The sequence below is a fragment of the Streptomyces sp. SM18 genome (genome assembly GCF_002910775.2).
Lineage (GTDB): Bacteria > Actinomycetota > Actinomycetes > Streptomycetales > Streptomycetaceae > Streptomyces > Streptomyces halstedii.
In genome coordinates this window covers 1,351,973-1,366,186 of sequence record NZ_CP029342.1, presented here as the reverse complement: position 1 = coordinate 1,366,186, position 14,214 = coordinate 1,351,973, and the positions used below count along the sequence as shown (strand labels likewise).

Sequence of the window (14,214 nt, the reverse complement as noted above, 5' to 3'; positions counted from 1 at the left end):
GGGTGACGGAGGCGTCTGTGTTATCACGCGGGCGTGAGCCGCATCGAAATCGACGGCGTTTTCTCACCCTTTGACCGGAATTTATGGTGCATAACGCCCTCCCTGTGGAGTCGGTCACAGGGTTGTAACTCTCCTGACGCATGTCCGGATTACGTAGAACTGGCATCCCTCGAAAGTGTGGCGTTTAGGTCCGGGGATTGCGGGCAAAAGAATGCGGGGAGCTGCTCTCGATAAAGCAGCTCCCCGCATTAATTGGAATATATGAGCCGGACCGTCCGGCGTATTCCGATCAGTCGTTCGGCCAGGCTTCCGCGACCGCGTCGCGGGCGGCGTCCAGGTCGGTGGCCCGGCCCGCGTCCGTGAGCGCGGACCCCAGGGCGGCCAGCGAGGAGAGCACCGCGTCCCGGGTCGCGTCCGCGCCGTAGTGGTTGACGCGGATCATCTCGGCGGCGAGCGCCCCGCCGCCGGCCACCAGCGGCAGCGACGGATCGACGGCGAGCGCGCCCCGCACGAGCGCGGTGGCGTCGGTCCCGGCCGGCACCCGCAGCGTCGTGGCGACCGGCGCGGCGTCCCGCGCCTCGTGGACGTACGGCTCCAGGCCGCCGCCGAGGGCCACCGCCCCCGCCCGGGTGGCCGCCGCCGCCGCGGCGTGACGGGCCGTCACCGTGGTCAGGCCCTCCGCCTCGATCCGCTCCAGGCACGCCTCCAGCGCCAGCATCTCCAACTGCGCCGGGGCGTGCGGCAGCGCCGTGCGGCCCGCGTCGATCCACCGGGACTTCCAGTCCAGCAGCGAGAGGTAGGAGCGGCGCGGCGCCCGCGGGTTGTCCGCCAGCCGCTCCCACGCCCGCTCGCTCACCGACACCGCGGAGACACCCGCCGGGCCGCCCATCGCCTTCTGCGCGCCGATCACACACAGGTCCACGCCCCAGGCGTCCGGCAGCAGCGGCTCGGCGCCGACCGACGCGACGGCGTCCAGCATGAAGAGGGCGCCGTGCGCCCGGACCGCCTCGCCGATCTCCGCGACCGGATTGGTGTTGCCGGTCGCCGCCTCGGCGTGCACCAGCGACACGAAGTCGATCTCCGGGTGCGCGGCCAGCGCCCGCTCGACCTGCTCGGCGGTGACCGCGGCGTGGAAGGGCACCACCAGGTCGACCACCTCGGCGCCGCAGTCCCGCAGCCAGTCGCCGAAGGTCTGCCCGTACGGGCCGGTCACCACGTTCAGCGCGGTCGAACCGGGCCGGGCGCCACCCCGGACGCAGCCTTCCAGCGGCAGCAGCGCCTCGCCCTGGGTGATGACGACGTCCTGCTCGGTGGCGAGGAGACCGGCGACCCTCCGCTCGATCGCCGCGAAGTGGGCGGCGGTGAGCGGCGGGAGGTCGAGGAAGGGGTGCGTCACGGGGTGCTCTCTTCAGGTGTGCCGTCGGCGGTCCGCGCTCGGGAGCGCGTGCGTCCGAGCGTACCGAGCACACCCGTCGGCCCCGGGCGCGGTGCCTCGTACAGTGCTGTGCATGAGCGATCACCAGGCGGCGCGGATACTGCGGATCACGGGGCGGGTGCTGCTCGGCCCCGACGACGTCAGGGACGAGATCTGGGCCGTGGACGGCCGGATCACCCACGAGCGGCCGCCGGGCGGGGACGCGGCGCCGGTCCTCACCGGCTGGGCGCTGCCCGGCCTCGTCGACGCGCACTGCCACGTCGGCCTCGACCGGCACGGGCCGGTGGACGCGGCCACCGCCGAGAAGCAGGCGCTCACCGAGCGGGAGGCCGGGACCCTCCTGGTCAGGGACGCCGGATCCCCGTCCGACACCCGGTGGACGGACGACCGGGAGGACCTGCCGAAGATCATCAGGGCGGGCCGGCACATCGCCCGGACCCGCCGGTACATCCGCAACTACGCCCACGAGATCGAGCCCGGCGACCTCGTCGCCTACGTGGCCCGGGAGGCGCGGCGCGGTGACGGCTGGGTGAAGCTCGTGGGCGACTGGATCGACCGGGACGCCGGGGACCTGACCGCCTGCTGGCCGCGCGGCGAGGTCGAGGCCGCCATCGCCGAGGCGCACCGTCTCGGCGCGCGGGTCACCGCGCACTGCTTCGCCGAGGCCGCCCTGCGCGACCTGGTGGAGGCGGGGATCGACTGTATCGAGCACGCGACCGGGCTCACCGAGGACACGATCCCGCTCTTCGCGGAGCGCGGTGTGGCGATCGTCCCGACGCTGGTCAACATCGCCACCTTCCCGGACCTCGCGGCGGGCGGCGAGGCCAAGTTCCCCCGCTGGTCGGCCCATATGCGGCAGCTGTACGAGCGCCGCTACGACACCGTCCGGGCGGCCTACGACGCGGGCGTCCCCGTCTTCGTCGGGACCGACGCGGGCGGCTCGCTGCCCCACGGGCTGGTGGCCGCCGAGGTGGCCGAGCTGGTGAAGGCGGGCATCCCGCCCCTGGAGGCGCTCTCCGCGACGACCTGGGGCGCACGGAGCTGGCTGGGGCGCCCGGCGCTGGAGGAGGGGGCCCCGGCGGACCTGGTGGTGTACGACGAGGACCCGCGCGCCGACGTACGCGTCCTGGCGGGGCCCCGCAGCGTGGTGCTCAACGGCCGCGTCGTCGGCTGACCGCCCGGGTCCGCCGTGCGGCGGGCGGGTGGGCGCGATGTTGACCGGCGGTGACCTCGGGCGTCCCCGGCTCGTTGAGCCCTCTCCGTACGGTGAACACCTTTCTGTACGCGATCCGTACGCGGACGGGCCGATCCGTGCTCCGCGCCGTCCACGCTCGGCGAAACGGGTGACTGAGGGGAACTCCCGTGCCGAAAGATTCGAATACGTACACGGAAACCCCCCTTTGGAGTGAACTGACGCCAGGTGTCTGTCAGTTCACCCTCCGTGCGTAAAGATTCACGGAGTCGAGGCCACCGGCGCCCGCGATGTCCCCCATTGGACGGCGCCGGTGGCTCCATGTCTCTTGTGGGGGTTCCACCATCTTGAACAGCAACACCTTCCGTCTGGCTGCCCTGGCGGTCGCCGCCGCACCCGTCGCTCTGCTGGTCGCCGTCCCCGCGCAGGCCGCCACCGCGACCGTCCCGGCGACCCCGGACACCGCCCACGGAAAGGCGAGCGCCGTCGTGCTGCGCACCGGCCTGGACGTCTCGCTCCTGAACAAGGCGGTCGACGTACCGCTCAAGGTCACGCTCAACGAGGTGCACGCGCCGGCCAGCGCGGAGAAGAGCGCGCTCAGCGTGAAGCTCGACGGGGTCGACCAGGGCCAGCCGGTCGAGGTGCTCCAGGCGGACGTCGCCACGGCGGAGGCCACCGCGGACGCGCACAAGGCCGAGGGCCGCGCCAACCTCGTGAAGGCCCGGGTGCACGTGCCCGGACTGCCCAGGCTCTCCCTGATCGAGGTCGAGGAGGTCACGTCCAAGGCGCTGTGCGAGACGGGCAAGAAGCCGGTCGCCGAGTCGAACGTACTGGGCCATGTCTCGGTGCTCGGCAAGCGGATCAGCCTCTCGTCGGGCGGCACGACGAACATCGAGGTCCCGGGCGTCGGCTCGGTCACCCTCGACCTGTCGAAGACCAGCACCACCACGCGCACGGCCGCCGCGACGGCGCTCCAGCTCCGGGTCTCGGTGAACCCGCTGAAGCTCAACGTCGCCGAGGTGGAGGGAGAGGTCACCCTGGCCGAGGCGACCTGCGAGACCCCGAAGGGCGGCGGCTCGGGCAACGGGGGCTCGGGCAACGGGGGTTCGGAGAACGGCGGCTCGGGGAACGGCGGTTCCGAGAACGGCGGTTCCGGCAACGGCGGTTCGGAGAACGGTGGTTCGGGTAACGGCGGCTCCGAGAACGGTGGTTCGGGGAACGGCGGTGCGACCGGAGGTGACGACGGCTCCGGCCACGAGGGCGGCACGGGCGGCGACGGCTCGGGCAAGGGCGAGGGGATCAGCGACGTGAAGCCCCAGACGGGCACCGACAAGGCCCAGGCCTCCGGAACCGGCGACCTCGCCGAGACGGGCTCCAGCTCCTCCACCCCGTACATCGCGGGAGGCGCGGCCGTCCTGCTGGCCGCCGGCGCCGGAGCCACGGTCATCGCCCGCAGGCGCTCCACGCAGAACTGACCGGAGGCCGAGCCTGACGGGGGACCGGGACGGAGGCGCACGGCACGGGGGCGAGGGAAGGCCGGGGAGCGAGGCCCTGAACCAGGGGGGGGCAGGGCCGGTCCTGAACGGGGGACGAGGCCCTGAACCGGGGGAGGCAGGGCCTCGTCCTGAACGGGAACGGGAACGGGAACGGGGGACGGGGGAGACGGGGAACGGAGGGGCGGGGCCCTGAACCGGGGGTGTCAGGGGCGGGTCCTGAACGGGGACGGAGGAACGGGTAGCGGGAACGGGGGTGTGGCGCGGACAAGGGGCTGAGATACGGGAACGGGGGAAGGGGACGGCGGCGGACGGGAAGTGAGCAGTGCTCACGCTTACGAGCACTGCTCCCCGCCCGGCCCGCTGGGAACGCCCCTCCAGGCCCCACCCGCCAGACCACCGGTCACGTACGGGAGCAGTGCTCACACAAGCGGGCACTGCTCTCGTCTGCGCACGCGCACAGACGCGAGCATCGGGCCCGGCCCCTGAGCACTGCCGTTCCAGCCTTCGGCTTCCGTTCCCGCGTGAGCACCGCTCTTGCGCACGAGGGCCGTCCCCACACGTGAGCACTGCTCTCGCCTGCGGTCACCGCTCTCACGCAGGAGGTCCGCATCCGCATGCGAGCAGTGCTCTCGCCCACGGGCACTGCTCTCGCCCACGGGCGCCGCTCCCGCGCACGGCGGCCGCACCCGCACGCGAGCACCGCTCCCGCGCACGACAGCCGCACCCGCACGAGAGCACCGCTCTCCGCCACGGCCACTGCTCTCACGCGCAAGCACCGCTCTTGCTCACGGCCACCGCTCTCACGCACAAGCACCGCTCTCGCGCAAGGGCAGCGCTCCCGCCTCAGTCGGCGGCGGCTCTCCGTGGCAAGCCCTGCAGTGCCAGGTCGAACGCCTGGAGGAAACGATTCGTCGTCGCCCGGTCGCGTACCGCCAACCGCAGCCACTCGGCGCCCAGTCCGGGAAACGTGTCCCCGCGCCGGGCCGCGAACCCCAGTGCCCGCAGCCGCTCCCGGACCTCGTCCGCCCGCTCCGTCCGCAGCAGGACGAACGGCCCGGCGGACGGTTCCACCACGTGTACCTCGCCGAACTCCGCCAGTCCGGCCAGCAGATGGGACCGGTCCACCGCGACCCGGTCCGCCGCGTCCGCCGCCTCCACCAGCGCACGCGGCTCCATGCACGCCTCCGCCGCCGCCAGGGCCGGGGAGGACACCGGCCACAACGGCTGCGCCCCCTCCAGTGTGGCGACGGTCGCCGGATCAGCCAGGACGTATCCGATCCGCAGCCCCGCCAGACCCCAGGTCTTCGTCAGGCTCCGGAGCACGACCAGCCCGGGAAGGTCCGTACGCGCGCAGAGGGCCTCGCGCTCCCCGGGTACGGCGTCCATGAACGCCTCGTCGACCACCAGGGTCCGCCCGGGGCGCGTCAGTCGCTCCAGTACACCGGCCGGGTGGAGTACGGAGGTCGGGTTGGTCGGATTGCCGATCACCACCAGGTCCGCGTCGTCGGGTACCGCCGCCGGGTCCAGCCGGAAGCCGTCCTCCGGGCGCAGCAGTACCCGTCCCACCTCGTGACCGGCGGCCCGCAGTGCCGCTTCCGGTTCGGTGAACTGCGGGTGCACCACCACCGGCCGCCGGGCCGGCAGGGCCCGCGCGATCAGGACGAACGCCTCGGCGGCACCGGCCGTCAGCAGGACCCGTTCCTCGGGCAGCCCGTGCCGCGAGGCGACGGCCGCCCGTGCCGGGCCTCCGTCCGGATAGGAGGCCAGTGAGCCCAGCGACGCGGCTATGCGCTCCCGCAGCCAGTCGGGGGGTGTGTTGGTGCGTACGTTCACGGCCAGGTCGGTCAGATCCAGACCGCGTACCTCAGCGTCGCCGTGGTGCCGCAGATCGGGCCCGGCGCTGTCGATGTGCTTCGTGGGGGGCAGCATGGCAGCCATGGTGAACGGCGCGGAGCCATCCGTCGATGCCGGGGTGCCGATGAAAGGAATCCGGCGGGCCACCGCGCAGGTCGCCGACGCCGACTTCCGCTTGGCGACCACCAGTTCACCGCCACCCGCCCCATCCGCCGCCCCGCACTCGCCTGCCCCTCTCTCCGCCCCCACCTCCGCCCCCGCGCCGGCCCGCGCACCAGCCCTCGCGTCGGCCTCCGCTCCCGCCAGCGCCGCGGCCTCGGCCACGGAACCGGTGGACACGGCGGCCCGCGCCGCCCGCGACGGGTTCGGCACCCGTACCCGCGCCAGCACCTCCGCCGGATACGGCCGGACCGGCAGCCCCAGACGCGTCGCGGCGCCGATGATCCCCGGCTCGTCCGCCCGGACGTCGAGCGTCGCCAGGGCGACCACGTCCGCGCCCCGCAGCCCGGCCGCCCCCAGCGTCGTGAGGATCAGCCCCACCACCTCCTCGGCCGGCACACCCCGGCGGGCGCCGACACCGACCACGAGCGCATGACGGGTCATGGAGAGTCCTTCCAGGGGCGGGACGGGAACGCGGGACGGGAGCGAGGAGCGGAGAGACGGGGTCGGGGACGCGGGACACGACCACAAACGGCCTGACGTGCGCGGAGCGGGGTCAATCCGCTAGCAAGGGCCCATGGCGGTATTCGTCGCGCTCGGCGCGTTCCTGATGACCCTGGCGGGCGGCTGGGTCGCGCAGCGCGTCAGCGACCGCAGACACCTGGTCCTCGGATTCGCCGGCGGGCTGATGCTGGGCGTCGTCGGCCTCGACCTGCTGCCCGAGGCGCTGGACGCGGCGGGCGACGACATCTTCGGCGTACCGGCGGCACTGCTGCTGTTCGTGGGCGGCTTCCTGACGGCGCACCTCGTTGAGCGTTCCCTGGCGGTCCGCCAGGCGGCACACGGGGCCGCCGAGGGGCGGGTGCCGCAGGTCGGGCTGACGGCGGCGGCCGCGATGGTGGGCCACAGCCTGATGGACGGTGTCGCACTCGGCGCCGCGTTCCAGATCGGCGGCGGGATGGGCGCCGCGGTGGCGCTCGCCGTCATCACCCATGACTTCGCCGACGGCTTCAACACGTACACGATCACCAGCCTCTACGGGAACGCCCGCCGCAAGGCCCTCCTCATGCTGTTCGCGGACGCCCTCGCCCCGGTCGCGGGGGCGGCCACCACACTCTTCTTCACCCTTCCGGAGGAACTGCTCGGCTGTTACATCGGATTCTTCGGCGGGGCGCTCCTCTACCTGGCCGCGGCCGAGATCCTGCCCGAGGCGCACCACGACCACCCGGCCCGCTCCACCCTGCTGTGCACCGTCGCCGGAGTGGGCTTCATCTGGCTGGTGGTCGGCGTCGCGGACTGAGCCGCCCCCGACCGCCGAGCCGCCCCCGACCGCCGAGCCGCCCCGGACCGTCGAGCCACCCCGGTCTGATCCGCCCCGGCCCCAGGCCTCGCGGACCCGGCTCACACCGCCCCCCGACGGCAGTGCTCCACGAACCGCCGGGCCACCCCCGGCTCCGCCGCCCAGTGCGTATGCACATAACTCGCGTGCACACCCCGCTGGACAAAACCCTCCACCCGCCGCTCCGGCTGGTGGAGCCCCCACGCGGGTACGGCCCCGGCGCCGGGCTCCAGCACCGTCCGGTGGAACTCGTGCCCCCGCATCCGGGTGCCCGCCCCGGCCAGCACGCTGTCCGAGACGGCCACCGCCGAGCGGTAGCCGAGCGTCAGCCGCTCCGACATCCGGGCCGAGGCGTCCAGCACCCCGCACATCGGCCGTCCGTCCAGCTCACGGGCCAGATACAGCAGCCCCGCGCACTCCGCGGCGACCGGCGCGCCCGCCGCCGCCAGCTCGGTGACGGCCCCGCGCAGCGACTCGTTCGCCGACAGCTCCGGGGCGAACACCTCCGGGAAGCCGCCGCCGATCACGAGCCCCGCCGTGCCCTCGGGCAGCTTCTCGTCGCGCAGCGGATCGAAGACGGCCACCTCCGCACCGGCCGCCGTCAGCAGCTCGGCGTGCTCGGCGTACGCGAACGTGAACGCCGCCCCGCCCGCCACGGCCACCACCGGCCGCCGGGTCCCCTCCACCGCGCACGGTTCCGGCCGCCACACCGGGCCCGGCAGCTCCGGAGCCGTACGGGCCAGCGCCAGCAGGGCGTCCAGGTCGCAGCCCGCGCGTACCCGTTCCGCCATCGCCGCCACCGCGCCGACGGCGTCGGCCCGCCGCTCGGCCACCGGCACCAGGCCCAGGTGCCGTGACGGGGTCGCCACCTGGGCGGCCCGCCGCAGCACGCCCAGCACCGGCAGTCCGGTCGCCTCCAGCGCCTCGCGCAACAGCGCCTCGTGACGGTCGGAGGCGACCTTGTTGAGGATCACCCCGCCGATCCGCACCTCCGGGTCCCAGGAGGCGAAACCGTGCACCAGGGCCGCGACCGACCGCGACTGCGAGGAGGCGTCGACCACCAGCACCACCGGAGCCCGCAGCAGCTTCGACACATGCGCCGTCGAGGCCAGTTCGCCCTGCCCCGAGGCACCGTCGTACAGCCCCATCACCCCCTCGACGACCGCCAGGTCGCACCCGGAGGAGCCGTGCCCGAACAACGGCGCGATCAGCTCCGGCCCGCACATGTACGCGTCGAGATTGCGCCCCGGGCGGCCGGTGGCCAGCGCGTGGTAGCCCGGATCGATGTAGTCGGGCCCCACCTTGTGCGGGGACACGGCGAGCCCGCGCTCCGCGAACGCCGCCATCAGGCCGGTGGCGACGGTGGTCTTGCCGCTGTTGGAGGCGGGCGCGGCGACGACCAGACGGGGGACACTCACCACTCGATGCCCCTCTGGCCCTTCTGGCCGGCGTCCATCGGGTGCTTGACCTTCGACATGTCCGTCACCAGGTCGGCGGCCTCGATCAGCTTCTCGGGGGCGTTGCGCCCGGTGATCACCACGTGCTGGGTGCCGGGCCGGTTCCGCATCACCTCGACCACCTCGTCGGTGTCGATCCAGCCCCAGTGCATCGGGTAGGCGAACTCGTCGAGCACGTAGAGCTTGTACGTCTCGGCGGCCAGGTCGCGCTTGACCTGCTCCCAGCCCTCGCGCGCCTTCTCCTCGTTGTCGGAGTTGTCGCCGTGCAGGCCGCGCTGGACCCATGACCAGCCCTCGCCCATCTTGTGCCAGTCGACCGTGCCGCCCTCGCCGCTCGCGCCGAGCACCTTCAGGGCGTTCTCCTCGCCGACCTTCCACTTGGCGGACTTCACGAACTGGAACACCCCGATGGGCCAGCCCTGGTTCCAGGCCCGCAGCGCGAGCCCGAAGGCGGCCGTCGACTTGCCCTTGCCGATGCCCGTGTGGACGAACAGCAGCGGGCGGTTGCGCCGCTGACGTGTCGTCAGTCCGTCGTCCGGTACCGATACCGGCTGTCCCTGTGGCATTACGCGGCCCTCCCCGCTGCGGTGACGTCCTTGACCAGTCCGGCGATCGAGTCGGCGCGCAGTTCGTCGAGCGTGACCGCGCTGCCTCCCAGCTCCCGGGCGAGTTGTGCGGCGAGACCCAGGCGTACGACGCCCGTCTCGCAGTCCACGACGACCGAGGCGGTGCCCTCGGCGGCGTGCAGCCGGCCGGCCCGCGCCGCGAGGGCCACCGGGTCGGGGCCTCCGGTCGCCCGGCCGTCCGTCACCACGACGAGCAGCGGCCGCCGCGACGGGTCACGCATCCGCTCCACCCGCAGCACGTCGTGCGCCTTCAGCAGCCCGGCGGCCAGCGGGGTGCGCCCGCCGGTCGGCAGCGACTCCAGCCGCGCCGCCGCCGCGTCCACCGACGACGTCGGCGGCAGAGCCACCTCGGCCTCCTGGCCGCGGAAGGTCACCAGCCCCACCTTGTCCCGCCGCTGGTAGGCGTCCAGTAGCAGCGACAGCACGGCTCCCTTGACCGCGCCCATCCGCTGCCGGGCGGCCATCGACCCGGAGGCGTCCACCACGAACAGCACGAGGTTGCCCTCACGCCCCTCCCGCGTGGCCTGCCGCAGATCGTCACGCCGTACGACGAGCCCGCGCCCGGACCGCCCGCGCGCCCGCTGGTGCGGTGCCGCGGCCTGGACGGTCGCCGCCAGGTGCAGCTTCGTCAGCGCGCCCTCGGGCCGTCGTGCCCCGGTGGTGCGCCCGTGCTCGGTACGGGCCCGCGAGCGCCGCCCGGCCGCGCCCTCGCCGAGACCGGGCACGCTGAGCATCTTCGCCCGGAAGGGCTCCGAGGCCCCCACGGGCGCCTGTTCGGCTCCCCCGGCCGGTGCGGGCCGCTGCTCGGAGCCGGAGCCGTCGCTTCCGGCTGGCGTGTCGGTCGGCGTGTCGGCGGGCGTGTCGTCACCCGCCCCCGCGCTCCGGTCCGGCGCGTCGGGACCACCGCTCTGCGGCGGCACCCCGCCGCCTCCGCCGCCCCCGCCCGGCCCGTCGTCGTCACCGTCCCCGTCGTCCGCGTCGCCCCCGGCCTCCCTGAGAGTGTCGTCGAGCTTCTCCTCGTCCAGCCCGGGGGCGTCGAACGGATTGCGGCGGCGCCGGTGGGGGAGGGCGAGGAGCGCGGCCTGCCGCACGTCCTCGGCGGTGACCTCCTCACGCCCCGCCCACGCGGCCAGCGCGGTCGCGGTACGGGCCATGACGATGTCGGCCCGCATCCCGTCGACCTCGAACGCCGCGCAGGTCGCGGCGATCTGGCGCAACACGCCGTCGCCCAGCACCACGCGCGGCAGCAGGACACGCGCGGCGGCGATCCGCTCCCGCAACGCCGCCTCCTCGCGCGCCCACCGGGCGGCGAACCCCTCCGGATCGTCGTCGTACGCGAGCCTGCGCCGCACGACCTCCACCCGCTGGTCGGTGTCCCGGGACGCCGCGACCTCGACGGTCAGCCCGAACCGGTCCAGCAACTGGGGCCGCAGCTCGCCCTCCTCGGGGTTCATCGTCCCGACCAGCAGGAACCGCGCCGCATGCCGTACGGAGACGCCCTCGCGCTCGACGTAGGAGGCGCCCATGGCCGCCGCGTCCAGCAGGAGGTCCACCAGATGGTCGTGGAGGAGGTTGACCTCGTCCACGTACAGGATCCCGCGGTGGGCGTCGGCCAGCAGGCCCGGCTCGAAGGCCTTCACCCCCTCCGAGAGGGCCCGTTCGATGTCGAGCGCGCCCACGAGCCGGTCCTCCGACGCGCCGACGGGCAGCTCGACGGTCCGCGCGGGCCGGGACACGCCCGGCCCCGTCTCGTGGGGGCCGTCCGGACACGCCGGATCGGGCGCCGAGGGATCGCACGAGAACCGGCACCCGGACACGACCGGGACCTCCGGCATGAGCGCGGCGAGCGCCCGTACGGCCGTGGACTTGGCGGTGCCCTTCTCCCCGCGTACGAGGACCCCGCCCACGGCGGGACTGACGGCGTTGAGCAACAGCCCGAGCCGCAGGTCGTCCTGCCCGACGATGGCGGTGAAGGGATACGGCGTACTCACAGGGCCTCCTCGTTCACAGAAACATCACTCCCGGCCCCCGGATCCCGGGGCGGCCCGGTCCCACTCCCGCCCGCGGAGACAGCCACGTCCGCGACAGGCACGTCCGCGAGAGGCATGCCGGCAGCCGGCCCGCCCGCGACAGGCCCGCCCGCGGCCGGCGCCCCCGGCGGCACGAACGGCAGCCCCTTCGGCGGCCCCGCCTCGATCAGCCGCCACAGCGCGTCCGTGTCCGCGTGCTCCTCGACCAGGTCCCCCAGCCGGTCCAGCTGCTCCTCCCGCAGCGCCGCGAAACTCGTGTCCGGGGCGGCCCTGAACCGCCGCCCCGCCGCCCGCGCGACTTCCCCCAGGAACGCCCGCCGGAACGCGTCGCTCTCCAGGGACCCGTGCCAGTGCGTCCCCCACACCGAGCCGACCCGGCATCCGTCCAGGAAGGGTTCACCGCCGCGCACCTCGGCGACCCCGTGGTGGATCTCGTACCCCTCCACCGCCTCACCGAGCGCCGAACCCACCGGCCTGGCCAGCACCTTCTCCCGGCCGAAGCGGACCCGCACCGGCAGCAGGCCGAGCCCCTCGACCAGGCCCGCCCGGGACTCCACCTCGTCCTCGACCCACTCGCCCAGGACCTGGAACCCGCCGCAGACGCCCAGCACCGGGCGCCCCTCGGCGGCCCGCCGCCGCAGCGCGTCGGCCAGCCCCCGCTCCCGCAGCCACGCCAGCGCCCTGACCGTGCCACGGGTGCCGGGCACGACCACCAGGTCCGCGTCGGCCAGTTCCTCGGCCCGGTCCACGAACCGCACCACCACACCCGGTTCGGCGGCCAGCGCGTCCACGTCGGTGAAGTTCGACATCAGCGGCACCGCGCACACCGCGACCCGCAGCACCTCCTCACCGTGCGGGGGCGCCACGACCGACTCGCGTACGGTGCCGCGCATCGACACCCGCAGCCCGTCCTCCTCGTCGATGCCCAGCCCGTGGGTGTACGGCAGGACCCCGTACGTACGCCGCCCGGTGAGCCCGTACAGCATGTCCAGCCCCGGTTCCAGCAGCGAGACGTCGCCCCGGAACTTGTTGACGAGGTATCCCGCCACCAACGACTGGTCCTCGGCGCCCAGCAGGGCCGTCGTGCCGAAGAACGAGGCGAACACCCCGCCCCGGTCGATGTCCCCGACGACCAGCACGGGAAAGCCCGCGGCCCGCGCGACGCCCATGTTCACGATGTCGGTGCGCCGCAGGTTGATCTCCGCCGGCGAGCCCGCGCCCTCGCAGATCACCGCGTCGTACTGGCTCCGCAACCGCTCCAGGCAGTCCACGACGGTCCCGAACAGCGCCTCCTGGCGGCCCCCGTGGTAACCGCGCGCACTCATCTCGCCGACCGGTTTGCCCATCAGGACGACCTGGCTGGACCGGTCGCCGCCGGGCTTCAGCAGCACCGGGTTCATCAGCGCGGTCGGCTCCACCCGGGCGGCCTGCGCCTGCATCGCCTGGGCGCGGCCGATCTCCGCTCCCTCACGCGTGACGAAGGAGTTCAGCGACATGTTCTGCGCCTTGAACGGGGCGGTCTTCACCCCCTGGCGCACCAGCCACCGGCAGATCCCGGCCGTGACGACGCTCTTGCCCGCGTCCGAGGTCGTCCCCGCGACCAGCAGTCCGCCGCTCATCCCCGCCCCCTTCGAACCTCTCGTACCACGTGTCCCACGGCCAGCCGCCCGGCCACGCACACGCCCAGGGCCAGCACACCCACGCGGCGCGACAGCCGCACCGCGCGTTCGATGTCCCCGGTGCGCACCTCGCGCCCGGCCTCCCCGTTCAGCACGGGCCGGTGCTCGACCCGCCCGCTGTACGCCAGGGTCCCGCCGAGCCGTACGCCGAGCGCACCGGCGAAGGAGGCCTCCACCGGGCCCGCGTTGGGGCTCGGATGCCGGTCCGCGTCCGCCCGCCAGGCGCGTACCGCCTGCCGGGGGCGCCCCCCGGCGGCCACCGCGAGCGCGGCGGTGAGGCGGGCGCCGGGCCAGCCGGCCAGGTCGTCGAGCCGGGCGGAGGCCCAGCCGTAGCGCCGGTGACGCGGCGACCTGTGGCCGACCATGGCGTCCAGGGTGTTCACGGCGCGGAACCCGACCAGCCCCGGCGCGCCGCCCAGCGCGCCCCACACCAGGGCGCCCACCACCGCGTCGGAGGTGTTCTCGGCGACGGACTCCACCACCGCGCGGGCGATGCCCGGCCCGTCCAGCGCGTGCGGGTCCCGGCCGCACAGACGCGGCAGCCGCTCCCGGGCCAGGCCGAGGTCACCGGCGGCGAGGGCGTCACCGATGGCGCGGGCCTCCCGGCCCAGCGAGGTGCCCCCGACGACGGTCCAGGTGGCGGCGGCGGTCAGCGCCACGGCCGCGGCGGGGCGGTCGCGCACGGCACGGGCGGCCAGCGCGGCGGCACCGGTGGCGCCGCCGGCGCAGACCAGCGTGTGCAGGGCGCCCCAGCCGCGGTGATCGCGCCACAGCCGGTTCTCGACGCCCGCCGCGGCGCGCCCGAAGGCGGCGACCGGGTGGCCCCGACGGGGGTCACCGAGCAGCAGGTCGCCGATCAGGCCGGCGGCGGCGCCGTACGCGAAGATGCGGTCGGCTCGCACGGATCAGCCGGCCGTCGCGCCCCGGAGGGGGGACGGCACGGGGGG

At 74.4% G+C, this 14,214-nt stretch carries 10 protein-coding genes; 3 read left to right on the top strand and 7 right to left on the bottom strand.

Annotated elements, in window-relative coordinates:
* Positions 1-289 precede the first annotated feature (289 nt).
* Complete coding sequence (locus B9S64_RS05995) at positions 290-1,396, bottom strand: alanine--glyoxylate aminotransferase family protein (protein WP_109491984.1); 1,107 nt, start codon at positions 1,394-1,396, stop codon at positions 290-292.
* 136 nt (positions 1,397-1,532) lie between these two features.
* Here B9S64_RS05995 and B9S64_RS05990 point away from each other — a divergent pair, with 136 nt between their 5' ends.
* Positions 1,533-2,609 carry an amidohydrolase family protein gene (locus tag B9S64_RS05990; RefSeq protein ID WP_103489733.1) on the top strand — a complete coding sequence of 359 codons (1,077 nt, stop codon included), beginning with the start codon at positions 1,533-1,535 and terminating at the stop codon, positions 2,607-2,609.
* Between the two features lie 365 nt (positions 2,610-2,974).
* Complete coding sequence (locus tag B9S64_RS05985; RefSeq protein ID WP_103489732.1) at positions 2,975-4,102, top strand: SCO1860 family LAETG-anchored protein; 1,128 nt, start codon at positions 2,975-2,977, stop codon at positions 4,100-4,102.
* 864 nt (positions 4,103-4,966) lie between these two features.
* Here B9S64_RS05985 and cobC read toward each other — a convergent pair.
* Positions 4,967-6,580, bottom strand: a complete 1,614-nt coding sequence (gene cobC, locus B9S64_RS05980; RefSeq protein WP_103489731.1) for an Rv2231c family pyridoxal phosphate-dependent protein CobC — start codon at positions 6,578-6,580, stop codon at positions 4,967-4,969.
* A 133-nt stretch (positions 6,581-6,713) separates the two neighbouring features.
* Here cobC and B9S64_RS05975 point away from each other — a divergent pair, with 133 nt between their 5' ends.
* Complete coding sequence (locus tag B9S64_RS05975; protein ID WP_103489730.1) at positions 6,714-7,436, top strand: ZIP family metal transporter; 723 nt, start codon at positions 6,714-6,716, stop codon at positions 7,434-7,436.
* Positions 7,437-7,537: 101 nt separating this feature from the next.
* Here the strand turns inward: B9S64_RS05975 and B9S64_RS05970 are convergent, their stop codons facing one another.
* The 5 genes from B9S64_RS05970 to B9S64_RS05950 are packed head-to-tail and all read right to left on the bottom strand — an operon-like array spanning position 7,538 to position 14,169.
* Positions 7,538-8,896: a cobyrinate a,c-diamide synthase gene (locus B9S64_RS05970; protein ID WP_103489729.1), complete on the bottom strand. Its 1,359-nt coding sequence runs from the start codon at positions 8,894-8,896 to the stop codon at positions 7,538-7,540.
* A complete protein-coding gene (gene cobO, locus B9S64_RS05965; RefSeq protein WP_103489728.1) occupies positions 8,890-9,498 on the bottom strand; it encodes a cob(I)yrinic acid a,c-diamide adenosyltransferase in 609 nt (202 codons plus the stop codon). Before cobO ends, B9S64_RS05970 begins: the two co-directional genes overlap by 7 nt.
* Positions 9,498-11,549, bottom strand: a complete 2,052-nt coding sequence (locus B9S64_RS05960; RefSeq protein WP_109491983.1) for a putative cobaltochelatase — start codon at positions 11,547-11,549, stop codon at positions 9,498-9,500. The genes cobO and B9S64_RS05960 overlap by 1 nt, the downstream gene beginning before the upstream one ends.
* Positions 11,546-13,207 carry a cobyric acid synthase gene (locus B9S64_RS05955; RefSeq protein ID WP_103489774.1) on the bottom strand — a complete coding sequence of 554 codons (1,662 nt, stop codon included), beginning with the start codon at positions 13,205-13,207 and terminating at the stop codon, positions 11,546-11,548. Before B9S64_RS05955 ends, B9S64_RS05960 begins: the two co-directional genes overlap by 4 nt.
* Entirely contained in the window at positions 13,204-14,169 is a 966-nt protein-coding gene (locus tag B9S64_RS05950; RefSeq protein WP_109491982.1) for a cobalamin biosynthesis protein, read from the bottom strand. Before B9S64_RS05950 ends, B9S64_RS05955 begins: the two co-directional genes overlap by 4 nt.
* Positions 14,170-14,214 lie beyond the last annotated feature (45 nt).